Here is a 22313-nt window from a genome sequence, read left to right on the forward strand (position 1 = left end):
ACGCCGGTCGGGCATCCGGGCCCGCGCCGCGGAAAGCCTACAGTGCGGTGCACCGGGCGGGATTGTCCAGGCGGATGCCCCGCCTCGCCGCGCTTTCCCGGGGAGTGTGGTTCCGCAATACGGGCGGGTGGCGAGGCCCGGCCGCCCACGCTACATCGCGGAGGCTCCCGAGGAATCCGTCCGAGAAGCCCGCCCGATGCCCGCGTCCCCCCTCCGCCTCGGCGTCAACGTCGACCACGTCGCCACCCTGCGCAACGCCCGCGGCGGCACGATGCCGGATCCGGTGCGGGCGGCGCACGCGGCGATCGCGGCCGGGGCCGACGGCATCACCGCCCACCTGCGCGAGGACCGCCGCCACATCCGCGACGCCGACGTCGAGCGGCTGATGCGCGAGATCGACCGGCCGCTGAACTTCGAGATGGCGGCGACCGACGAGATGCTGGGGATCGCCCTGCGCCTGAAGCCCCACGCCGCCTGCCTGGTGCCGGAGAAGCGCGAGGAGCGCACCACCGAGGGCGGGCTCGACATCGTCGGCGGCCGCGAGCACCTCGCCCCGGTCGTCGCCCGCCTCAATGAGGCGGGGGTGCGGGTGTCGCTGTTCGTCGAGCCCGAGCCGCACGTGATGGAGGCGGCGCGCGCGCTCGGCGCCCCGGTGGTCGAGCTGCATACCGGCACCTACTGCGAGGCGGTGATCGCCGGGGACGAGGCGAAGGTGCGCGCCGAGCTCGCGCGGCTGGCCCGCGCGGCCGAGCACGGCGGGGGCTTGGGGCTCGAGATCCATGCCGGCCACGGCCTGACCGTCGACAGCGTCGGCCCGGTGGCGGCTCTGCCGCAGGTGCGCGAGCTCAATATCGGCCACGCCCTGATGGCCGAGGCGATCTTCGACGGGCTGCCCGCCGCGATCCGGGCGATGCGCGCGGCGATGGCGGCGGGCCGCACGGGGAGCGCCGCATGATCGTCGGCATCGGCTCGGACCTCTGCGACATCCGCCGCATCGAGCGCTCGCTCGAGCGCTTCGGCGACCGCTTCACCCACCGGGTCTTCACCGAGGGCGAGCGCGCCCGCAGCGACCGGCGCGCCGCCCGCGCCCCGTCCTACGCGCGGCGCTTCGCCGCCAAGGAGGCCTGCTCCAAGGCGCTCGGCACCGGCATGAGCCACGGCGTGTTCTGGCGCGACATGGAGGTGGTGAACCTGCCCGGCGGCCGCCCGACCCTGCGCCTGACGAACGGCGCGGCCGACCGCCTCGCCGCCCTGATGCCGCCGGGCCACCGCCCGGTGGTGCACGTGACGCTGACCGACGATCCCCCGCTCGCCCAGGCCTTCGTCATCATCGAGGCGCTGCCGGCGGGGTAGGTCGCCGACGACCGCGGCGGCGTCGCGGCGCGGAAGGCGAGCCCGAGAGGGGCGTCGGCGCCCGTGCGCCGGACGCCTTCGCCGGCTCGCGGAGGCACGAACGGACTGATTCGCCCGCGCCGGCCACGCCGCGTTGCGGGCGGGCAAGCGTTGGTCTAGACCCCCCGCACCGCGCAAAAAGCCGGCCGCGTGCCCTCGGCGGGTGCCCAGGCGCATTCTGCACGGACCGCCGGAGAGAACGAGCATGGATCGCGCACGCACGGACCAGGACCTGAAACGCGGCAAGGATGCCGGCCTGTGGGACTCGATCAAGGAGACCGTCAAGGTCGGCGTCCAGGCGCTGCTGATCGCCGTCGTGGTGCGCACGCTGCTGTTCCAGCCGTTCAACATCCCGTCCGGCTCGCTGATCCCGACCCTGCTGATCGGTGACTATCTCTTCGTGTCGAAGTACTCGCTCGGCTACTCCAAGTACTCGCTTCCCTTGAGCGAGTACCTGCCGTTCGAGGCCAAGGGCCGGATCTGGGGCGCCGAGCCCAAGCGCGGCGACATCGTGGTGTTCAAGCTGCCCAAGGACAATGCCACCGACTACATCAAGCGGGTGATCGGCCTGCCGGGCGACCGGATCCAGGTGATCGAGGGCGTGCTCAACATCAACGGCCGGGCGGTCAAGCGCGAGCGCATCGCCGACTACTCGACCACCGACGCCTTCGGCCAGCCGACCCTGGTGCCGCAATACCGCGAGACCCTGCCCAACGGCGTCACCCACGAGATCATCGAGCGCGACGGCGACCGCGGCCTGTGGGACAACACCCAGGTCTACACCGTGCCGGCGAACCACTTCTTCATGATGGGCGACAACCGCGACAACTCCACCGATTCCCGCGACCTCGGCAATGTCGGCTACGTGCCGTTCGAGAACCTGATCGGCCGGGCCGAGGTGATCTTCTTCTCGATCGACGAGGGCGCCGCCGCCTGGCAGATCTGGAACTGGCCGTGGACGGTGCGCTGGAACCGCCTGTTCAAGCCGATCCACTGACGGGAGACCGGACGCTGTGAGCGACGCCGACGCCGCCACGCCGCAGGCCGAGCCGCCTGGCCCCGCACCGGGCGACGCCCCGCCGCGGCGCAAGCGCGGGATGCGGCGCCGGCCCGACCTCTCGGTGCTGGAGGAGCGCATCGGCCACCGCTTCGCCGACCGCGACCTCCTGGTGCAGGCGCTCACCCATGTCAGCGCGACCAACGGGAAGGGCAGCTACCAGCGGCTCGAGTTCCTCGGCGACCGGGTGCTCGGGCTGGCGGTGGCGGACGGCCTCTACAACGCCCTTCCGGGGGCCGACGAGGGCGACCTGTCGCGGCGCCTGTCGAGCCTGGTGCGGCGCGAGAGCTGCGCGGTCGTCGCCAATGCCTGGGAGGTCGGGCCCCACCTCAACCTCGGCGGCGGCGAGGTCCATGGCGGCGGACGCCGCAACGCGGCGATCCTCGCCGACGTCTGCGAGGCGATCCTCGGCGCGATCTTCCTTGATGCCGGCTACGGCGCCGCCAAGGCGGTGATCGACCGTGCCTTCGAGGCCGGCCGCCAGACCGAGGGGACGCGCAGCCGCGACCCGAAATCGGCCCTCCAGGAATGGGCGCAGGCGCAGGGCTGGCCGACGCCGACCTACGTGGTGGTGGAGCGGGCCGGGCCCGACCACGCGCCGCAATTTCACATCGAGGCCCGGGTCACCGGCGCCGCGCCCGGCATCGGCTTCGGCGGCTCCAAGCGCCTGGCCGAGCAGACGGCCGCGCGCGCGCTGCTGGTGCGCGAGGGGCTGTGGACCGGGGACGAGCCCGGGGAGCAACCAGAATGATCGACGACGATACCCCTCCCGAGACCGACGAGTCCGGCCTGCCCGAGAATGGCCCGCCCGAGAATGGCCCGCACGAGGCCGCTCCTCCCAAGGACACCCGCGCGGGCTTCGTCGCCCTGATCGGGGTGCCGAATGCCGGCAAGTCGACCCTGCTCAACAGCCTCGTCGGCACCAAGGTGTCGATCGTCTCGCGCAAGGTGCAGACCACGCGCGCCCTGGTGCGCGGCATCGCCATGGAGGGCACGGCGCAGATCATCCTCGTCGACACTCCCGGCATCTTCGCGCCCAAGCGCCGCCTCGACCGGGCGATGGTGACCTCGGCCTGGAGCGGCGCGGCCGATGCCGACGCGGTCTGCCTCTTGATCGACGCCCGCAAGGGCGTCGACGAGGAGGTCGACGCCATCCTCAAGCGGATGCCGGAGCTGAAGCGCCCCAAGTTCCTGGTGCTCAACAAGATCGACGTGATCGCCCGCGAGCGCCTGCTGGCGCTCGCCGCCTCCCTCAACGAGCGGGTGCCGTTCGAGCGCACCTTCATGATCTCGGCGCTGACCGGCGACGGGGTCGACGACCTGCGCCGCGACCTCGCCGCCCGGATGCCGCCCGGCCCCTGGCTCTATCCCGAGGACCAGGTCTCCGACGCGCCCCTGCGGATGCTCGCCGCCGAGATCACCCGGGAGAAGATCTACGACCGGCTGCACGAGGAGCTGCCCTATTCCTCGACCGTCGAGACCGACCAGTGGCAGGTCCGGCCCGACGGATCGGTGCGGATCGAGCAGACCATCTTCGTCGAGCGCGAGAGCCAGCGCTCGATCGTCCTCGGCAAGGGCGGGCAGACCATCAAGGCCATCGGCCAGGCCGCCCGGATCGACATCGCCGAAGCCGCCGAGACGAAGGTGCACCTGTTCCTGTTCGTGAAGGTGCGGGAGAACTGGGCCGACGATCCGGAGCGCTACCGCGAGATGGGCCTGGAATTCCCCCGCGGCTGACGTGACCGACCTCAGCCCCGCCCGGCCGGGCGTCTACGGCCACCCGCCCGCCGATCTCGCCGCCGTGCCGGACGGCGCGGTGCAGCTCTCGCCGCTGATGCCCGGCGGCACCGCCCTGGAGGCGCTCGCCGCAGGGTCGCTCCCCGGCCTGACCATGCTGGCCCCGCCCGGCACCCTGGAGCGCCGCCACGTCCTGGCGCTGGGCTTGCGTGCGCTCGCCCCCGGCGCGACCCTCACAGTGCTCGCTCCGAAGGACCGGGGCGGCTCGCGCCTCGCCCGCGAGCTCTCGGGCTTCGGCTGCCGGCTCGACGAGACCGCGAAGAGCCACCACCGCATCGTCCGGACTGTGCGGCCCGACGCGCCGACCGGGCTCGACGAGGCGATCGCGGAGGGCGCGCCGCGGCGCGACGACGGTCTCGGCCTGTGGACGCAGCCCGGCATCTTCTCGTGGAACCGGATCGACCCCGGCACCGCCCTGCTGATCGAGACGATGCCGGCCCTGTCCGGGCGCGGGGCCGATCTCGGCTGCGGCCTCGGCATCCTCGCCCACGCCGTGCTGGCCTCGGCCAAGGTCACTGCGCTCGCCCTCGTCGACAACGACCGCCGGGCCGTCGAGGCAGCGCGGCGCAACGTCGACGATCCGCGCGTGACGGTGACGTGGGCCGATGCCCGCGCGACGGATGCGGTGCCGGAGCGCCTCGACTTCGTGGTGATGAACCCGCCCTTCCACGATGGCGGCGCCGAGGACCGGACCCTCGGCCAGGCCTTCATCCGCCGCGCCGCCGCGGCCTTGCGGCCCGGCGGGACGCTCTGGCTCACCGCCAACACCCATCTGCCCTACGAGGCGACGCTCTCGGAGGTCTTCCGCGAGGTGGTGCCGCGCGCCTCCGCCCAAGGGTACAAGATCCACGAGGCGCGCAAATGAGCGCCAGGACATGAGCACGAAGGCGAAGGTGGCGTCGGTCCGGCTCGACCGGCTGCTCGCCAATCTCGGCTACGGCTCGCGCCGCGAGATCCAGATGCTGGCCCGCGCCGGCGCCGTGGTGCTCGACGGCGCGCCGTTGCGCGACGCCGACCGGCGCATCGCCCTCGACCCGGACCTGCCGGCGCGGCTGACCGTCAGCGGCAAGCCCCTCGATCCGCCGCCGGGCTTGGCCCTGATGCTGCACAAGCCGCTCGGCGTCACCTGCTCGCACAAGGAGGCCGGTCCGCTCGTCTACGGCCTGCTGCCGCCGCGCTGGCGCCGGCGCGAGCCGGCGATCTCGACGGTGGGCCGCCTCGACAAGGAGACCTCCGGCCTCCTGCTGCTCACCGACGACGGCGCGCTGCTGCACCGGATCATCTCGCCGAAGGCCAGCGTCTCGAAGCGCTACCAGGTCACGCTGGACCGCCCCTTGCGCGGCGACGAGGGGGCGATCCTCGCCTCCGGCACGCTGATGCTGGAGGGCGAGGAGAAGCCGCTGCTGCCGGTCGCCCTGGAGGTCCACGGCCCGACGAGCGCCGCCGTGACCCTGACGGAGGGGCGCTACCACCAGGTCCGGCGGATGTTCGCGGCTCTCGGCAACCACGTCACGGCGTTGCACCGGGATCGGGTGGGCGCGCTGGACCTGCCGGCGGACCTGGAGCCCGGACGGTACCGGGTGATGGAGGAGGGGGATGTGGCGCGGGTGTTCGGGGTGGAGTGAGCGGGTATATCAGGTTGTTTGAGACCGTGCGACGGTGAGCCTCGCTCTGCCACCTGCAACTGTCCCCGAACGTCCAAGCCTGTTCGATTCGCCCCCCGAGACTTCTAAACCCTACTGGTCATTCCGGGCTCCGCTGCGCGGCGCACGGTCCACGACACGGCCTTCAGGCTGCGGCGGCAACTCCTCCCACCCGCGACCTCATCCTGAGGTGTCAGCCGATCGTCGATCGGCTGACCTGGCGTCCGCTCGCGGACGAAAGATAGACGCACGGCTCACCGCCATTTCCTGATTCGTTCATGCGCCGGCTCGCCACCGAGCCCCCGCATCCAGTTCAAGACGAGGCGCTCTCACCCCAGCGTCGTCAGATCCTGAAACCAGTGCTGCGCCTGCATATAGCCCTTCACCTTCCCCGACAGCGCGTGCGGGTTGGTGTCGTGCACGACCCAGACCTGCACCGCGTCGTCGACGACGATCTCGTGGATGCGCGCCAGCATCCGGTCCTGCTCGGCCGGGTCGAAGCTCGCCCGCACCGCGTCGCAGAGACGGTCCACCTCCGGGTTGCGGTAGTGGCTCCAGTTCACGCCGGTCGGCGCCACCTGCGTCGAATCGTAGAAGCGCAGGATCGCGTAGAGCGGGTCCGAGGTGACGTAGGCGATGTTGCTGCCGGTCACGCCCTTCAGCGACGGGTCGGCGACGCCCTGGCGCCAGGCGGTGTAGGCGACCTCGAGCTCCACCGCCCGGAACTCGACCGCGATCCCGATCTCGGCCCAAGCCTGCTGCACGAACTCGTTGATCGGCAGCGACAGCATCTGCCCCGAACCGCCGGTCGGGATGATGAAGGTCGTGCGCAGCGGGTTCTGCACCGAGTAGCCGGCCTCCCGCACCAGCTCGCGCGCCTGATCGGCGTCATACCCGATCGTGAAGCCCGGCTTGCCGAACCACGGGCTCGAGGGCTGCACCTGGCCCACGGCCGGGGTCGCGAGCCCGCCCATCAGCGCGGCGACCCCGTCGCGGTCGATGGCGAGGTTGGCGGCCTTGCGCAGGCGCAGGTCGCGCCACGGGCTGCCCTCCCGCATCGACAGGTGGTAGTTCCAGACATGCGGCGTATCGTTGCCGGTGACCCGCATGCCGGCGCCCTTGAGGCGCGGCACCGCGTCGGGGGCGGGCAGCTCGATCAGGTCGGCATTGCCGGAGAGCAGCGCATTCGCCCGCGACAGATCCTCCGGGATGCAGGCCAGCGTCAGCTTGGCGAGACGCGGCATCCGCTTCGGGTTCCAGTAGGTCGCGTTCGGCACCAGATCCAGGCGCACCCGCGGCACCAGGGCGGCGAGGCGATAGGGGCCGGTACCGGAGGGCTGGAAGGCGAACTTGGTCCAGTCGCGCCCGACCGCCTCGTACTGCGCCGGCGACGAGATCAGGAACCACAGCATCTGGTAGGGAAACAGCGCGTCGACCGCCTTGGTGGTGACCTGCACGGTCATGGCGTCGAGCTTCCTGTACGAGGCCACCGAGGGCAGGCGCGGACGCACCTGCGAGGCCTGGCGCTGGTCGTAGTGAGGTGCCTTGGCGTCCAGAACCTTGTCGAAGTTCCAGATCACCGCGTCGGCATCGAACCCTGAGCCGTCGTGGAATTTCACGCCGTCTCGCAGGCGGAAGACCCAGTTGCGGCGGTCCGCCGGATCGCTTTCCCAGGATGTGGCGAGCCCCGGCACCAGCTGGCCCGGCCGGTCGGCGACGTCGAGCTCCCAGGCGACCAGGGGGTCGTAGAGGGTGAGCCCGGTGAACTGGTAGCCGCCGGCGCCCCGGTCCGGCTGGCCGGTGGTGAGCGGCAGGTCGAACAGCGAGATGCCGTAGGTCAGGCCGCCCGACGCCGTCCCCTCGGCGAGGACCGCGCCGGTGGGCCCGAGCGCCGCGACGGCGGTGGCTCCGGCGAGCATCTGGCGGCGCGAGAGGGAAGCGTGACGCATCGAAGGACCCCGGAAAGGCGCGCGGCCCGTCCGGCCGCGTTACGCGCCTGACGTCTGCAAGAGGCATGCAAGCGGGGCCGCGGCGACCACACGCTCACCGTCGAACCAGTCGCATAAAGACATCTTTATATCTTGATTGCCTCCCTGCCGGGGGGCTGCTATAGGCCCACCCCGAAACGGCCGCTACCGGGGAGCCCGACCATGCCGAGCACGCAGGACTACATCGTCAAGGACATCGCCCTGGCCGATTTCGGCCGCAAGGAGATCGCGATCGCCGAGACCGAGATGCCCGGCCTGATGGCCGTGCGCGAGGAATACGCCGCGAGCCAGCCGCTGAAGGGCGCCAAGATCGCCGGCTCGCTGCACATGACGATCCAGACCGCGGTGCTGATCGAGACCCTGAAGGCTCTCGGCGCCGACATCCGCTGGGTGTCGTGCAACATCTACTCGACCCAGGACCACGCCGCCGCCGCGATCGCCGCCGCCGGCATCCCGGTCTTCGCCATCAAGGGCGAGACCCTGGAGGATTACTGGAACTACACCGCCAAGCTGTTCGAGTGGCATGACGGCGGCATGCCGAACATGATCCTCGACGACGGCGGCGACGCCACGATGTTCGTGCATCTCGGCCTGCGAGCCGAGCAGGGCGATACCGCCTTCCTCGACAAGCCGGGCTCGGAGGAGGAGGAGATCTTCTTCGCCCTCCTCAAGCGCATGCTGGCCGAGAAGCCGAAGGGCTGGTTCGCGGGCCTCGCCGAGTCGATCAAGGGCGTCTCGGAGGAGACCACCACCGGCGTGCACCGCCTGTACCTGCTCGCCAAGGAGGGCAAGCTCCTCTTCCCGGCGATCAACGTCAACGACGCGGTGACGAAGTCGAAGTTCGACAACCTCTACGGCTGCCGCGAGTCGCTCGTCGACGGCATCCGCCGCGGCACCGACGTGATGATGGCCGGCAAGGTCGCGATGGTCGCGGGCTTCGGCGATGTCGGCAAGGGCTCGGCCGCCTCGCTCCGCAATGCCGGCTGCCGCGTGCTGGTCTCGGAGGTCGACCCGATCTGCGCGCTCCAGGCCGCGATGGAAGGCTACGAGGTCACCACCATGGAAGATGCCGCGCCCCGCGCCGACATCTTCGTGACCGCGACCGGCAACAAGGACGTCATCACCCTCGACCACATGCGGGCGATGAAGGACCGGGCGATCGTCTGCAACATCGGCCACTTCGACAACGAGATCCAGGTCGCGGGTCTCAAGAACCTGAAGTGGCAGAACATCAAGCCGCAGGTCGACGAGATCGAGTTCGCCGACGGCCACCGCATCATCCTCCTGTCGGAGGGACGCCTGGTGAACCTCGGCAACGCCATGGGCCACCCGTCCTTCGTGATGTCGGCCTCGTTCACCAACCAGACGCTGGCCCAGATCGAGCTCTGGACCAACCCGGGCAAGTACGAGAAGAACGTCTTCACCCTGCCCAAGGCCCTCGACGAGAAGGTCGCGGCGCTGCATCTCGAGAAGATCGGCGTCAAGCTGACCAAGCTGCGCGAGGACCAGGCCGCCTATATCGGCGTCAGCCAGGCCGGTCCGTTCAAGCCCGATCACTACCGTTACTGATCGGCGCGACGATCGCACGACGATCGATGGGGAGCCCGGCCCGAAAGGCCGGGCTCTTCTTTTTGCGTGTACGCTCCAAGGTCGCGGTTGTGCGATCGTGTCGTCGCTTGCGTTCTATTTTTGTTCTTTCACAGGTGTGGCATTTCTGTGCCCTTGACGATGCTCCGTGCGGGCCTCGGCGGCCTTCCCCCAATTCACCCCTTCCGGCCCGAATCCGCGCCGCGCTAAACTCCGGCCGAATCTCTGGAGGGGGGTGGGCGTCCCGCGTCGCGGGCGGCGCCCGGCATCCATCGAGGCGTAGCGTTGCGGTCGTGAGGCGTGCCGGTCCGGTCGAGGGCCGGCGCGCCGGTTCGCGTGGAGACGGACGGATCATGGGGGTTGGACCTACGCCGCGGCGGCCCGGCGGCCGCGCGGGCGCCGGCGTACTGGGCGGCGCCCTTGGCTGGGCACTCGGCCTCGCGGCCGCCGCCCAGGCGGCGGAGACCGCCCCGGGCCTGCACGCGCACAACGCCGTCGGCTTCGCGGTGCTGATCGGCCTGACGATCTTCGCCACCATCCTGTCGCTGCTCTACCTGCGCGAGCGCGCCCGCTGGGCCCGGCGCGAGCACACCCTGAACGCCGAGCTCTCGGAGCTGCGCGGCGCCCACGACCGGGCCGAGCTGCTGCTCGGCTCCGAGCCGCAGCTCGTCGTGACCTGGGATGCCCGCGGCGAGCCGCGGATCGAGGGCGATGTCGGCATCACCGCCGAGGGGTCGCGGCCGGGCTCCGCCCGCCGGGTGCTCGCCTTCGGGGCCTGGCTCGTCCCCCACGACGCCGCCGCCCTCGACGCCGCGGTCGAGGCCTTGCGCGGGCGCGGCGAGCGCTTCCGCCGCACCGTCCACACCCTGCAAGGCCGCACCGTCGAGGCGCAGGGGCAGGCGGTCGGCGGCCAGGCGCTCCTGCGCCTGCGCGAGCTCACCGGGGAGCGGAGGGAGCTGGTCGAGCTGCGCGCCACCCTGGAGGAGGCCCGCCACGGCCTCTCGGCGCTCGCCGGCCTCCTCGACGCGATTCCCCAGCCGGTCTGGCGGCGCGGCCGCGACGGGCGCCTGGCCTGGGCCAACGCCGCCTACGTCGCCGCGGCCGAGGCCGGCGACGTCGCCCGCGCGGTGCGCGAGGGGGCGGAGCTCCTCGAGCGCACGGCCCGCGAGGAGGCCGAGCGCCGCCGCTCCCGGGGCGGCGGCAACCCGCTGCGGGTCTCCGCCGTGGTGGCGGGCGCGCGCCGCACCCTCGACGTCACCGAGGTCGCGACCGAGGCCGGCACCGTCGGCATCGCGGTCGACGTCTCGGAGCTCGAGAGCGTGCGCGCCGACCTGCAGCGCCAGATGGACGCCAACGTCCGCACCCTCGACCAATTGCCCACCGCCGTCGCGATGTTCGACGCGCGCCAGCAGCTGATCTTCCACAACGCCGCCTACCGCCAGCTCTGGGACCTCGCTCCCGCCTTCCTGGAGACCCGGCCCCTCGACGGCGAGATCCTCGACACCCTGCGCAACGCCCGCAAGCTGCCCGAGCAGGCGGATTTCCGCACCTGGAAGGCCGGCGTGCTCGCCGCCTACCGCGCCGCCGAGGCGCAGGAGACCTGGTGGCACCTGCCGGACGGCCGGACGCTCCGCGTCCTCGCCGACCCGAACCCGCAAGGGGGGCTCACCTACCTGTTCGAGGACGTGTCCGAGCGGGTCCACCTCGAGTCGCGCTACAACGTGCTGATGCAGGTGCAGAGCGAGACCCTCGACACCCTGCGCGAGCCGGTGGCGGTGTTCGGCACCGACGGGCGGCTCAAGTTCGCCAACCGGGCCTTCGCCCAGGTCTGGCGCATCGCCCCCGAGATGCTGGAGGTCCAGCCGCACATCGACCAGGTGATCGCGGTCTGCCGGACCCTGAGCCCGGCCGAGGAGCCCTGGACGCAGATCCGCGAGGCGGTGACCGGCCTCGTCGATGCCCGCCGCGGCCTCGCCTGCCGGCTGGCGCTCAAGGACGGCACCATGCTCGACTGCGCCGCCGAGCCGCTGCCCGACGGCGCGACGCTGCTCACCCACATCGACGTGACGGCGAGCGTCAACGTCGAGCGGGCGCTCACCGACAAGAACGAGGCGCTGGAGCGCACGACGCGCCTTCGCGACGAGTTCGTGCATCACGTCTCCTACGAGCTGCGCTCGCCGCTCACCAACATCATCGGCTTCACCGAGCTCCTCGGCGACGAGACCGTCGGCGCCCTCAACCCGCGCCAGCGCGAATATGCCGACCACATCATGCGCTCGTCGGCGGCGCTCCTCGTCATCATCAACGACATCCTCGACCTCGCCTCGATCGATGCCGGCTCGATGGAGCTGACGCGCGAGCGGGTCGACGTGCAAACCACCATCGCGGCGGCGGTGCGGGGCATCGGCGACCGGCTGGCCGAGGCCGACATCGCCCTCGTCCTCGACGTCCCGGCCGACATCGGCAGCTTCGTCGCCGACGGCAAGCGCATCCGCCAGATCCTGTTCAACCTGCTCTCCAACGCGGTCGGCTTCTCGGCGCCGGGCCAGCAGGTGCGGGTCTGCGCCCGCAAGGACGGCGAGAGCCTGGTGCTGGAGGTGATCGACCAGGGCCGCGGCATGCCCCCCGAGGTGATGGCGCGGGTGTTCGAGCGCTTCGAGAGCCAGACGCTGGGCACCCGCCACCGCGGCGTGGGCCTCGGCCTGTCGATCGTGCGCTCCTTCGTCGAGCTCCATGGCGGGCGCATCGACATCGCCTCGGCCCCCGGCGCCGGCACCCGGGTCACCTGCACCTTCCCGGTGGGCGACGGCGAGGCGCATCTGGCGGCGGCCGAGTAGCCGGCGAGCGGCCGCCGCGTCCTGACGTTTCGTGCCGGCGGGTGACGGGATCGGGAAATTCCGGCACCCTGTCCGCGTTGTCTCCGGCGCCGTGTCGCGAGCCCCGGCGCGAGGCCCCGGCCCCGTCCGGGAAAGGTTAAGGTTCATGGGCTATTTCATGGGCCATCACCGGGGCGCGACGCCCCGGACGGGCCCGTGAGCGAGGATGGCGGAGTGGACCAGGAGGGCATGGCCGAGCGCACACCCTGGGAGATCGTGCTGCCGGACGAGAGCGCGACCGAGGATCTCGGGCGCTTCCTCGCCGAGATCCTGCGGCCCGGAGACCTGGTGGCGCTCTCGGGCGGGCTCGGCGGCGGCAAGACGACGCTGGCCCGGGCGATCATCCGCGACATCGTCGGCGACCCGGAGCTCGAAGTGCCGAGCCCGACCTTCACGCTCGTGCAGCCCTACGAGGGCCGGGGCGACCAGGCGGTGGTCCATGCCGACCTCTACCGGCTGCGCGGGCCCGACGAGCTGGTCGAGCTCGGCTTCGACGAGCTGACCGAGCGGGCGATCGCGCTCGTCGAGTGGCCCGACCGGCTGCCGCCGCGCCACGGCCCGACGCTCGCCATCGACCTCTCGCTCAAGCCCGAATTCGGCGACGACGCCCGCCTCGCCCGCCTGATCGGCGGCGGCGGCCTCGGCGACCGGCTGATGCGGGCGAGGGCGCTGCGCGTCCTCCTCGACCGCTCCGGCTGGGGCGAGGCCGAGCGCACCCACATGCAGGGCGACGCGTCGAGCCGCTCCTACGAGCGCCTGACCAACCCGGACGGCGCCAAGGCGGTGCTGATGATCTCGCCCCCGAAGGCCGACGGGCCGCCGGTGCGCGACGGCAAGCCCTACAGCGCCATCGTCCACCTCGCCGAGAGCGTGCACGCCTTCGTGGCGATGGACCGCGGCCTGCGGGCGCTCGGCCTCTCCGCCCCCAAGATCCTCGGCGAGGACCTGGAGGCGGGGATCCTGATCCTCGAGGATCTCGGCAGCGAGCCCGTCATCGACCAGAACGGGCCCCGCCCCGAGCGCTACGCCGAGGCCGTGAAGGTGCTGGCGCGCCTGCACGGCACGACCCTGCCCGCCGTGCTGCCGGTGGCCGAGGGCCGCGACCACGTCCTGCCTCCCTACGACCGCGAGGCGCTGCTGTTCGAGGCCGAGCTGCTGCCGGAATGGTACGCGCCCTTCGTCGCCAACACTCCGCTGGTGCCGGAGGCCCGGGCCTCGTTCGTGGCGGCCTGGAGCGAGGCGCTGGAAGGCCTCGAATCGGAGGCCCGGACCTGGACCCTGCGCGACTACCACTCGCCCAACCTGATCTGGCTGCCCGAGCGCGACGGGATCGAGCGCATCGGCGTGATCGACTTCCAGGACGCGGTGCTCGGCCACCCGGCCTACGACGTCGCCTCGCTGCTGCAGGACGCCCGGGTCGATGCCAGCGCCGAGTTCGAGCTGCGCCTGCTCGGCCTCTACGCCCGCGAGCGCAAGTTGCGGGACGCCGAGTTCGACATGCAGGGCTTCGCCCGCGCCTACGCGGTGCTGGCGGCGCAGCGCGCCACCAAGATCCTCGGCATCTTCGCCCGCCTCGACCGGCGCGACGGCAAGCCGGGCTACCTCGCCCACCTGCCGCGCATCGAGGGCTACCTCGCCCGCAACCTCGCCCATCCGGCGCTCGCCGGCGTGCGGGCTTGGTACGCCGAGCACCTGCCGCGCCTCTGTCCCGCCGATTCCTGACCGCCGAAAACACCTCCCGATGACCGATTCCCCGACCCCTGCCGTGACGCGCGCCTTCGTGCTGGCCGCGGGCCTCGGCAAGCGCATGCGCCCGATCACCGTCACCACGCCGAAGCCCCTGGTCGAGGTCGCCGGCAAGTCGCTGGTCGACTACGCCCTCGACCGGATCGCCGAGGCCGGCATCCCCGAGGCGGTGGTGAACGTGCACTACCTCGCCGACCTGATGGAGGCGCACCTCGTGCGCCGGCGCTCGGGGCCCGTCGTCACCATCTCGGACGAGCGCGACAAGCTGCTCGAGACCGGCGGCGGGGTGAAGAAGGCGCTGCCGCTCCTCGGGGCGGCGCCGTTCATGGTGCTGAACTCCGATTCGTTCTGGCTCGAAGGCCCGCAGCCGAATCTCGGCCGGCTGGTGGCCGCCTGGGACCCGGAGCGGATGGACATGCTGCTGCTTTTGGCCTCCGCCGCCACCAGCCTCGGCTATGACGGGCCGGGCGACTTCCACATGGACGGGGAGGGGCGCCTGACCCGCCGGGCCGAGCGCGAGGTCGCGCCCTTCGTCTATGCCGGCGTCGCGATCCTGAAGCCCGAACTCTTCGCCGACACGCCGGAGGGCTCGTTCTCGCTGAACCTCCTGTTCGACCGTGCCATCGCGGCCGAGCGCCTGTTCGGCCTGCGCCTCGACGGGCAGTGGCTCCATGTCGGCACGCCGGAGGCTTTGCGCGAGGCCGAGGAGCGGGTGCGGGCGAGCGCGACGCAGCCGTGAGGAGACTTCCCTTCCCCCCTGCGGGGAGGGGAGGCGCCTCATCGCCCCGCCGAAAAGCTCGCACGGATCCCGCATGACCCCCGGCTTCTCGATTGGTCCCATCGACGACCTCGACGCGGTCCTCGCCCTCAACGCCGCGAACGTCGCCGAGACCTCGCCCCTCGACGAGCCGGCCCTGCGCGCCCTCCTCGACCAGTCGTTCCTCGCCACTGCCGTCATCGGCCAGGACGGCCTCGCCGCCTTCCTGATCGCCCTCGACCAGGACGCGACTTACGCCAGCCCCAACTTCGGCTGGTTCCGGGCCCGCTACCCCCGCTTCGTCTACGTCGACCGGATCGTCACCGCCCCGGCGCAGCGCGGCCGCGGGATCGCGCGCGCGCTCTACGAGTCCCTGTTCGCCCGCGCCGCCGCCGCCGGCCACGGCCGCGTCGCCTGCGAGGTCAACCGCGTGCCGCCGAACCCGGGCTCCGACGCCTTCCACGCCGCCCTCGGCTTCGACGAGGTCGGCACGGCCGAGATCCACGGCGGCCTGAAGACGGTGCGCTACCTCCTGCGGGGGGCCGCCCGGTGAGCGCGCCGGATCCGGGAAGCCGCGTCTTCACCATCCCGCCGGGGGCGCCCTTCCTCGACACGCTCGCCGAGGCGCTGCTGTCGGGGCGCCTCGTCGGCGACCTCGCGGGCGGGCCGTTCGGGCTCGCCGCCGTCACGCTCTACCTGCCGACCCGGCGCGCCGCCCGGGCCCTGGCGGCGATCCTCGCCCGGGAATGCGGACCGGCCGCGCTCCTGCCCCGGATGGTGCCGCTCGGCGAGGCCGACGAGGCCGAGCTCGACCTTCTCTCCGCGCCGCTGCCTGAGCGCCGCGACGACGTCCTGCGCCCGCCGATCCCGGCGCTCGAGCGCCGGCTGATCCTGGCGCGCCTCGTCCAGGCCTGGGCCGGCACCGTCGACCGCCAGCTCCTGCCGCTCGGCGACGAGGTGCCGTTCCGGGTGCCGTCCTCGCCGGCCGACGCGATCGGGCTCGCGGCCGACCTCGAGGGGCTGATGGACAGCCTCACCGTCGAGGGCCTGCCCTGGGATGACATCGCCGGCGCGGTCGAGGCCGAGCATTCGCGCTACTTCTCGCTCACCCTCGACTTCGTGCGCATCGCCGCCGAGCACTGGCCGCGGATCCTCGCCGATCGCGGCGTCAGCGATCCGGTCGAGCGCGGCCGCGCCCTGGTACTGGCGGAAGCCGCGCGCCTCGCCCGCGAGCGCCCGGCCGACCCGGTGATCGTCGCGGGCTCGACCGGCTCGGTTCCGGCCACCGCCCGTCTCATCGCCGCGATCGCGGGGCTGCCGCGCGGCGCCGTGGTGCTGCCGGGCCTCGACCGCGACCTCGACGCCGCCGGCTGGACCGCGATCGACCCCGCCGGCGACGGCGAGGCGGCGGCCCACGCCCACCCGCAGGCGGTGCTGCACCGCCTGGTGGGAAAAAGCTTCCTCGCCCTCGACCGCGCCGACATCGTCCCCCTCGGCACCCCGACCCCGGCCGCCGCGGCCCGGGCATGCCTGCTGTCCCAGGCCCTGCGCCCGGCCGAGACCACCGACGCCTGGGCGGACCTCGACGCGGGCATCCGCCGGGCGCTCGCCCGCGACGGCGCCGCCGGGATCCGGGTGGTCGAGGCCGCCGACGAGCGCGAGGAGGCGCTCGCCATCGCGGTCGCCCTGCGCGAGGCGCTGGAACGGCCCGGCCGCACCGCCGCCCTCATCACCCCGGACCGGGCGCTGGCGTTGCGCGTCGCCGCCGAGCTCGGGCGCTGGGGCATCGTCGCCGACGATTCCGCCGGCGAGCCGCTCGCCCGCAGCCCGGCCGGGCGCCTCGCCCGGCTCGCCGCCGACGTGGCGGCGCTCGACGCCAAGCCCGAGCGGGTGCTGGCGCTCCTCGCCCACCCGCTGGTACGCCTCGGCCTGACCCGGGCGGAGGTGGAGCAGGCGGCGGCCGCGCTGGAGATCGGGTGCTTGCGCGGTCCGGCCCCGGCCAAGGGGTTCGCCGGCATCGCCGACGCCCTGCGCCTCTCCCGAGCCGAGGAGCGCCGGCACGATCCCCGCCCGCGCCGCCGCCTCACCCCGGAGGAGTGGGGGGCGGCCGACGAACTCCTTCTGCGCCTCTCGGTCGCCTTTCGCGACTTCTCCGCCGACGAGGACGACGCCGCCGACGACCTGATCGCCATCGCGCGACGGCACCGCGCCGCCTGCGACTTCCTGATGGAGGGCCCCGAGGAGGACGAGGACGAGCCCGGGCCCGAGGTCGACGCCTCCGTGGCGGTGCTCGACGCGCTGTTCGACGACATGGAGCTGGCCGAGCCCGGCCTCCTCGCCGGCCGGTTCTCGGACTACCCGGCCTTCTTCACCGCCCTGTCGCGCGAGCGGGTGGTGTCGCGGCGCAACGCCAGCCCGCATCCGCGCCTGCGCATCCTCGGGCTCCTCGAGGCGCGCCTCCTCTCCGTCGACCGGGTGGTGCTCGGCGGCCTCGACGAGGGGGTGTGGCCGCCCAAGGCCGAGACCGACGCCTTCCTCAACCGGCCGATGCGCGGCCGCGTCGGTCTGCCGCCGCCGGAGCGGCGCCTCGGCCAGACGGCGCACGACTTCGTGCAGGCGCTCGGCTGCCCCGACGCGATCGTCACCCGGGCGCACAAGCGCGAGGGCGCGCCGACGGTGCCGTCGCGCTTCCTCCAGCGCCTGCGCGCCTTCGCGGGCGAGGAGATCTGGACGGGCCTCGTGCAGGGCGGGCAGCGCGTCCGGGCGCTCGCCGCCGCGATCGATGCAGGGGCGGGCCTTCGCAGCGGCCCCCTCCCGCCGCGCCTGCGCCGCCCGGCGCCCCGGCCCGATCCGGCCCTCTTCCCGCGCTCGCTCAGCGTCACCGAGATCGAGACCCTGGTGCGCGACCCCTACGGGATCTTCGCCCGCCACGTGCTCGGCCTCGACGCCCTGGAGCCGGTCGCGGTGCAGCCGAGCGCCAGCGACCGCGGCACCATCGTGCACGACGTGCTCGGCGGCTTCGCCGAGCGCTTCCCCGAGGCGCTGCCGTCCCTCGACGAGGCCGAGCAGGTCCTCTACGGGCTCGCCGCCAACGCCTTCGCGCCGATCGCCGACGCCTATCCGGAGCTCTACGCCGAGTGGTGGCCGCGCTTCGTGCGGCTCGCCGAGGCCTTCCTGGCCTGGGAGGCCGAGCGCCGCCCCGGCCTGCGGCGCGTCCATCCCGAGACCGGCGGGCGCTGGGTCCTGGACATCCCGGGCGGCCACGTCCTGACCCTGCGCGCCCGCGCCGACCGGATCGAGACCCGGCGCGATGGCAGCCACACCATCATCGACTTCAAGACCGGCCAGCCCCCGAGCGCCCGCGAGGTGTTCGCCGGGTTCTCGCCCCAGCTGACGCTCGAGGCCGCCATGCTGCGCGCGGGCGCCTTCAAGGGGCTCGGGGCCGCCGCCGAGACGCCGGACCTCCTCTACGTCCGCGCCGGCGGCGGCAAGACGCCCCTCGATCCGATGCCGCTCAAGGCGCCGCGCAACGACGGACGGACGCTTCCCGAGCTGGTCGAGGCGCACGTCGCGGGATTGCGGCAGCTCGTCGGCGCGTTCATGGCCGGCGAGGCGTCCTACCTGTCCCGGCCCTATCCGAAATACGCCAAGGCCTACTCGGATTACGATCACCTCGCGCGGGTCAGGGAGTGGTCGCTGGTCGAGGGGGAGGAGTGAGGGGCTGAAGGCGCGCCGGATCGAACCCTCCTCCCGTCTGCGGGGGCAGGGTTCGGTCCGTCGCCTCGTTCGGCCGGCGAGAGGCGGGCAATCCCCCTGTGCCCCCGCCGCCACGCCCCCCGAAATCCCTGTGCAGCACCCCCCGATCGCCCTTGAGGCAACGCTTCCTTCGGTGCGAGCCCGGCACGGTGGGGCGTGACCGGGAGGACGGATGGGCATCGAGGGTTTCGTCGTCGACGGCCTGACGCAGGACGCGCAGCGGCGGGCGGCGGATCCGCGGGCCTCGGCCTGGGTGTCGGCCAATGCCGGGGCGGGCAAGACCAAGGTGCTCACCGACCGGGTGGTGCGCCTGCTGCTGCACGGCGCGGCCCCGGCCAAGATCCTCTGCCTCACCTTCACCAAGGCGGCGGCCGCCAACATGGCGATCCGGGTGTTCGAGCGGCTCGGGCGCTGGGTCACCCTCGACGAGGCGGAGCTTCGCGCCGAGCTGACGGCGCTCGAGGGCGAGGCACCGGACGGCGCCACCCTGCGCCGGGCGCGGCGCCTCTTCGCCCGGGCGGTCGAGACGCCGGGCGGGCTCAAGATCGAGACCCTGCACGCCCTGTGCGAGCGGCTGCTCCACCTCGTGCCGTTCGAGGCCAACGTGCCGGCCCGCTTCGTGGTGCTGGACGAGGCCCAGACCCGCGAGGCGATCGACCGCACCATCGACAACGTGCTCGCCGATGCGGTCGACGCGCATCACCCGGAGCTGGCCGCGGCGCTCGCCCTCGTCGCCCCCGAGGCGGCGGGCGAGGCCCTGCGCCGGGCGATGGTGGCGGCGGTGCAGAACCGGAGCCTGATCGGCCATCCCGACGGGGTGCCGGCCCGCCTCGCGGCGTTGCGCGACGCGCTTGGGCTCGCGCCCGACGAGACCTCGGGCTCGATCGAGGCGCGGATGCGCGACGGCGGGCCCGACCTCGCCGGCCTGATCGAGGCGCTGCGCACGGGCAAGGCCACGGACGAGAAGCGCGCCGATGCGCTGGCTCTCGCCGCCTCCGCCACCGGGCCGGCCCGGCTGACGCTGACGCTCGCGGCGTTCTTCAAGGACGAAGGCGAGGGCGACCCTTACGCCGCCGCGAGCCTCGGCACCAAGGCGGTGCCGGCCGCCGCCAAGGAGGCGCTGCTCGCCGAGCAGGCGCGGCTCGGCGCCTTGCGCGACCGCCTCAAGGCCGCCCGGGCCCATTCCCGCACCGAGGCGCTGTTCACGCTGGCCGCCGAGATCCACCGCCGGATGGAGGCGCAGAAGGCGCGCCTCGGCGCCCTCGACTTCGACGACCTGATCCACAAGACCCTCGACCTCCTGACCCGGGTCGATTCGGCCTGGGTGCTGTACAAGCTCGACCGCGGCGTCGACCACGTGCTGATCGACGAGGCGCAGGACACCAACCCGCAGCAATGGGAGATCCTGCGCCGGATCACCGAGGATTTCTGCGCCGGCGACGGGGCCCGCGAGGCGGGCGCCGGGCTCGCCCGCACCCGCTTCGCCGTCGGCGATCCCAAGCAGTCGATCTACAGCTTCCAGGGCGCGGCGCCGGAGGAGTTCGAGACCACGCGGCGGGCCTGGCGGCGCGACGCGGAAGGGGCCGGCCTGCCCTTCGCCGATGTCGGCCTCACCCTGTCGTTCCGCTCCGCCATCGGCGTCCTGCGGGCGGTCGACGCTACCTTCGGGATCGAGGGCCATTATCGCGGCCTGTCCTTCGGCGACACCGCGATCGGCACCGTGCATTCCACCGCCCGCGTCCGGGCGCCGGGCCAGGTCGAGCTGTGGCCGGTCGAGCGCCCGAGCGCCGAGGAGGAGCCCGACGCCTGGACCCACCCGGTCGACGCGATCGAGGCCGGCGCGCCGGCCCTGGTCGCCGCGCGCCGGGTGGCGCGGGCGGTGCGGCTCTGGACGACCTCCGGCGACGAATCCGGCCGGGTCTGGCGGCCGGGCGAGGTGCTGATCCTGGTGCGCAAGCGCTCCGCCGCCTTCGAGGGCGTGATCCGGGCGCTCAAGGCCGAGGGCGTACCGGTGGCCGGCCAGGACCGCCTCGACATCGCCGCCCACATCGCGGTCCTCGACCTCGTGGCGGCCGGCCGCGCCGCGCTGCTGCCGCAGGACGACCTGACGCTCGCCACCGCGCTGAAGACGCCGCTCGTCGGCCTCACCGACGACGACCTCGTCGGCATCGCGGCCGGTCGCGACCCGGCGGAGTCGCTGGTCGCGGCCTTGCGCCGCCGCGCCGAGGCCGGCGACCCGGCGGCGCAACGCGGCGCCGCGTCGCTCGATCGCTGGATGGACCTCGCCCGGACGCACGGGCCGTTCGGCTTCTACGCCGAGCTGCTCGGGCCGCGCGGCGGCCGGGCGCTGCTGGTCCAGCGCCTCGGCGGCGAGGCGGGCGATGCGATCGACGTCTTCCTCACGGCGGCCGCCCAGGCCGAGGCCGGGCCCGACGCGCCCTCGCTCACCGGCTTCCTGTCCCGCTACGCCCCGAGCGGCGGGCGCGATGCCGGCGGCCACACGGTGAAGCGCGACCTCGATTCCGCCCGCGACGAGGTCCGGGTGATGACGGTGCACGGCGCCAAGGGGCTGGAGGCACCGCTGGTTCTCGTGCTCGACGGCTGCGATGCGGCGGGCCGCGACCCGGCCCTGATCCCGATGCGGCTGGAGGATGGCAGCACCGTGCCGGTCTGGTCGAGCGCCAAGGCCCATGACAGTCCGGCGGTCGCGGCGGCCCGCGACGCGCTCCACGCCAGGGCCGGCGAGGAGCACAACCGCCTGCTCTACGTCGCCATGACCCGGGCCAAGGACCGGCTGGTGATCGCGCCCTATGCCGGCAACGACAAGGAGACCCCGGCGGCGGCCTGGTGCGAGATGATCCGCCGCGGCCTGGTGAAGGAGTTCGGCGGCGTCGAGGTCGCCGAGATGCCCTACGGCCCGGCGGAGAGCTGGCGCGAGGGCGCGGCCCTGCCGGAAGCCCCGGCCACCGCCGTGCCGGTGCCGGAGCCCGAGGCGGTGCCGGACTGGCTCCACCGGGCGGTGACGCCCGAGGCCGAGCCGCTGCCGCCGCTTCGCCCCTCCGGCCTCGGCGCCGCCGACGAGCCGCGCCGCTCGGATGCCCGCTCCAGCGACCCGGCGGCGCGCCGCCGCGGCGTGCTGGTCCACGCCCTGCTCGAGCACCTGCCGGCGCTGGCGCCCGAGCGGCGGGCCGGCGCCGCGGAGGCTTTCGTCGCCGCCCGCGCGCCGGGCCTCGACCCGGATCGCCGTTCCGCCATCGCCGCGGAGGCCCTGCGGCTCCTCGCTGATCCCGACCTCGCGGTGCTGTTCGGGCCGGAAGGACGGGCCGAGGTGACGCTCGCCGGCAGTCTCCCGGTCGACGGGGCGATGCGCCCGGTGCATGGCCGGGTCGACCGGATCGCGGTGACGGACGAGGCGGTCTGGCTCGTCGACTTCAAGACCGGCCGCCCGCCCCGCGACGGCGCGCCGACGCCGCGGGGCCAGGCGGCGCAGGTCGCGCTCTACGCCCGCCTCCTCGGGACGATCTATCCGGGCCGCGCCCTCGTCCCGCTCCTCGTCTGGACCGCCGGGCCGACCTTCCGCCGCCTGAGCCCGGAGGAGTGCGACGCCGCCTTGGACACGCTGGCGTGACCCGGCGTGCGCCGGCACACGGGCCGCGCGGGGACGGCCCCGGGGAGGGGGCATGAGAGCGGGGATGACGTGGCCGTCGCGCTTGA

15 protein-coding genes are annotated in these 22313 nt (G+C 73.3%); 14 read left to right on the top strand and 1 reads right to left on the bottom strand.

Going from position 1 to position 22313, the window contains the following annotated elements; all coding sequences use genetic code 11:
• Nucleotides 1-196: 196 nt before the first annotated feature.
• From DK419_RS11080 to DK419_RS11110, 7 genes are all read left to right on the top strand, one after another.
• Entirely contained in the window at nucleotides 197-955 is a 759-nt protein-coding gene (locus tag DK419_RS11080) for a pyridoxine 5'-phosphate synthase (protein WP_109959123.1), read from the top strand.
• On the top strand, nucleotides 952-1353 hold the full coding sequence (gene acpS / locus DK419_RS11085) for a holo-ACP synthase (RefSeq protein ID WP_109959124.1): 402 nt from the start codon (nucleotides 952-954) through the stop codon (nucleotides 1351-1353). The genes DK419_RS11080 and acpS overlap by 4 nt, the downstream gene beginning before the upstream one ends.
• 244 nt (nucleotides 1354-1597) lie before the next feature.
• Complete coding sequence (lepB, locus tag DK419_RS11090) at nucleotides 1598-2389, top strand: signal peptidase I (RefSeq protein WP_109959125.1); 792 nt, start codon at nucleotides 1598-1600, stop codon at nucleotides 2387-2389.
• A gap of 100 nt (nucleotides 2390-2489) precedes the next feature.
• Nucleotides 2490-3200 (top strand): ribonuclease III, encoded by a 711-nt coding sequence (rnc, locus tag DK419_RS11095; protein WP_109962246.1) that lies wholly within the window; start codon nucleotides 2490-2492, stop codon nucleotides 3198-3200.
• Nucleotides 3197-4186 (top strand): GTPase Era, encoded by a 990-nt coding sequence (gene era, locus DK419_RS11100; protein ID WP_245442908.1) that lies wholly within the window; start codon nucleotides 3197-3199, stop codon nucleotides 4184-4186. Before rnc ends, era begins: the two co-directional genes overlap by 4 nt.
• A gap of 1 nt (nucleotide 4187) precedes the next feature.
• Nucleotides 4188-5111: a class I SAM-dependent methyltransferase gene (locus DK419_RS11105; RefSeq protein WP_245442909.1), complete on the top strand. Its 924-nt coding sequence runs from the start codon at nucleotides 4188-4190 to the stop codon at nucleotides 5109-5111.
• Between the two features lie 10 nt (nucleotides 5112-5121).
• Nucleotides 5122-5871 (top strand): pseudouridine synthase, encoded by a 750-nt coding sequence (locus tag DK419_RS11110; RefSeq protein WP_109959126.1) that lies wholly within the window; start codon nucleotides 5122-5124, stop codon nucleotides 5869-5871.
• Nucleotides 5872-6218: 347 nt separating this feature from the next.
• On the opposite strand, the gene DK419_RS11115 is transcribed toward DK419_RS11110, so the two are convergent.
• A complete protein-coding gene (locus DK419_RS11115; RefSeq protein WP_109959127.1) occupies nucleotides 6219-7838 on the bottom strand; it encodes an ABC transporter substrate-binding protein in 1620 nt (539 codons plus the stop codon).
• A gap of 201 nt (nucleotides 7839-8039) precedes the next feature.
• On the opposite strand from DK419_RS11115, the gene ahcY reads away from it, so the two are divergent.
• From ahcY to addA, 7 genes are all read left to right on the top strand, one after another.
• Entirely contained in the window at nucleotides 8040-9446 is a 1407-nt protein-coding gene (ahcY, locus tag DK419_RS11120) for an adenosylhomocysteinase (protein ID WP_109959128.1), read from the top strand.
• 371 nt (nucleotides 9447-9817) lie between these two features.
• Entirely contained in the window at nucleotides 9818-12301 is a 2484-nt protein-coding gene (locus DK419_RS11125) for a sensor histidine kinase (RefSeq protein WP_109959129.1), read from the top strand.
• A gap of 228 nt (nucleotides 12302-12529) precedes the next feature.
• The gene (tsaE, locus tag DK419_RS11130; RefSeq protein ID WP_208642305.1) at nucleotides 12530-14062 is read left to right on the top strand and encodes a tRNA (adenosine(37)-N6)-threonylcarbamoyltransferase complex ATPase subunit type 1 TsaE; all 1533 of its coding nucleotides are present in this window, start codon (nucleotides 12530-12532) and stop codon (nucleotides 14060-14062) included.
• 19 nt (nucleotides 14063-14081) lie between these two features.
• Nucleotides 14082-14825, top strand: coding sequence for a nucleotidyltransferase family protein (locus tag DK419_RS11135; protein WP_109959131.1), 744 nt, complete (start codon nucleotides 14082-14084; stop codon nucleotides 14823-14825).
• A 73-nt stretch (nucleotides 14826-14898) separates the two neighbouring features.
• Nucleotides 14899-15396: a GNAT family N-acetyltransferase gene (locus tag DK419_RS11140; RefSeq protein ID WP_109959132.1), complete on the top strand. Its 498-nt coding sequence runs from the start codon at nucleotides 14899-14901 to the stop codon at nucleotides 15394-15396.
• Nucleotides 15393-18560 carry a double-strand break repair protein AddB gene (gene addB, locus DK419_RS11145; RefSeq protein ID WP_109959133.1) on the top strand — a complete coding sequence of 1056 codons (3168 nt, stop codon included), beginning with the start codon at nucleotides 15393-15395 and terminating at the stop codon, nucleotides 18558-18560. The genes DK419_RS11140 and addB overlap by 4 nt, the downstream gene beginning before the upstream one ends.
• A 211-nt stretch (nucleotides 18561-18771) precedes the next feature.
• Nucleotides 18772-22227 carry a double-strand break repair helicase AddA gene (addA, locus tag DK419_RS11150; protein ID WP_109959134.1) on the top strand — a complete coding sequence of 1152 codons (3456 nt, stop codon included), beginning with the start codon at nucleotides 18772-18774 and terminating at the stop codon, nucleotides 22225-22227.
• Nucleotides 22228-22313 lie beyond the last annotated feature (86 nt).

Origin of the sequence: Methylobacterium terrae (assembly GCF_003173755.1) — a bacterium.
In the GTDB taxonomy this organism is placed as follows: domain Bacteria; phylum Pseudomonadota; class Alphaproteobacteria; order Rhizobiales; family Beijerinckiaceae; genus Methylobacterium; species Methylobacterium terrae.

Bases quoted from the DNA above. Each gene is read 5' to 3' on its own strand.
- DK419_RS11080 (WP_109959123.1), top strand. From the start codon at position 197: ATGCCCGCGTCCCCCCTCCGCCTCGGCGTCAACGTCGACCACGTCGCC.
- acpS (WP_109959124.1), top strand. From the start codon at position 952: ATGATCGTCGGCATCGGCTCGGACCTCTGCGACATCCGCCGCATCGAG.
- lepB (WP_109959125.1), top strand. From the start codon at position 1,598: ATGGATCGCGCACGCACGGACCAGGACCTGAAACGCGGCAAGGATGCC.
- rnc (WP_109962246.1), top strand. From the start codon at position 2,490: ATGCGGCGCCGGCCCGACCTCTCGGTGCTGGAGGAGCGCATCGGCCAC.
- era (WP_245442908.1), top strand. From the start codon at position 3,197: ATGATCGACGACGATACCCCTCCCGAGACCGACGAGTCCGGCCTGCCC.
- DK419_RS11110 (WP_109959126.1), top strand. From the start codon at position 5,122: ATGAGCACGAAGGCGAAGGTGGCGTCGGTCCGGCTCGACCGGCTGCTC.
- DK419_RS11115 (WP_109959127.1), bottom strand. From the start codon at position 7,838: ATGCGTCACGCTTCCCTCTCGCGCCGCCAGATGCTCGCCGGAGCCACC.
- ahcY (WP_109959128.1), top strand. From the start codon at position 8,040: ATGCCGAGCACGCAGGACTACATCGTCAAGGACATCGCCCTGGCCGAT.
- DK419_RS11125 (WP_109959129.1), top strand. From the start codon at position 9,818: ATGGGGGTTGGACCTACGCCGCGGCGGCCCGGCGGCCGCGCGGGCGCC.
- tsaE (WP_208642305.1), top strand. From the start codon at position 12,530: ATGGCCGAGCGCACACCCTGGGAGATCGTGCTGCCGGACGAGAGCGCG.
- DK419_RS11135 (WP_109959131.1), top strand. From the start codon at position 14,082: ATGACCGATTCCCCGACCCCTGCCGTGACGCGCGCCTTCGTGCTGGCC.
- DK419_RS11140 (WP_109959132.1), top strand. From the start codon at position 14,899: ATGACCCCCGGCTTCTCGATTGGTCCCATCGACGACCTCGACGCGGTC.
- addA (WP_109959134.1), top strand. From the start codon at position 18,772: ATGGGCATCGAGGGTTTCGTCGTCGACGGCCTGACGCAGGACGCGCAG.